At 41.2% G+C, this 243-nt stretch carries 1 pseudogene; it reads right to left on the reverse strand.

The annotated features are described in order from the left end of the window. Positions 1-243: pseudogene (locus HMPREF2795_RS04445) on the reverse strand (muramidase); the annotation flags it as partial.

Genomic DNA, 243 nt, shown 5'->3' on the forward strand with positions numbered 1-243 from the left:
GTTTGTAGATGTAAGTTACATTCTTATCCTCTTTAGCAACTGCACCTGTTGTTGGGTCTGTTGACTTGAGGTGACCTTCGTCATCTACTTCACCGACTGTGTAGTTACCAGCTGGGACTAACTCATAAGTCTTACCTTCGAATTTAATCTCTTGCGGACGATTGTCTACAACTGTATCGTAGGCCTTATTAATTGGTTGGTCTTTTTCATCAGTAACATCTTCCTTGATTGTCTTGCCTTCTG

The organism is Streptococcus sp. HMSC056C01, assembly GCF_001811305.1.
Taxonomy (GTDB): Bacteria; Bacillota; Bacilli; order Lactobacillales; family Streptococcaceae; genus Streptococcus.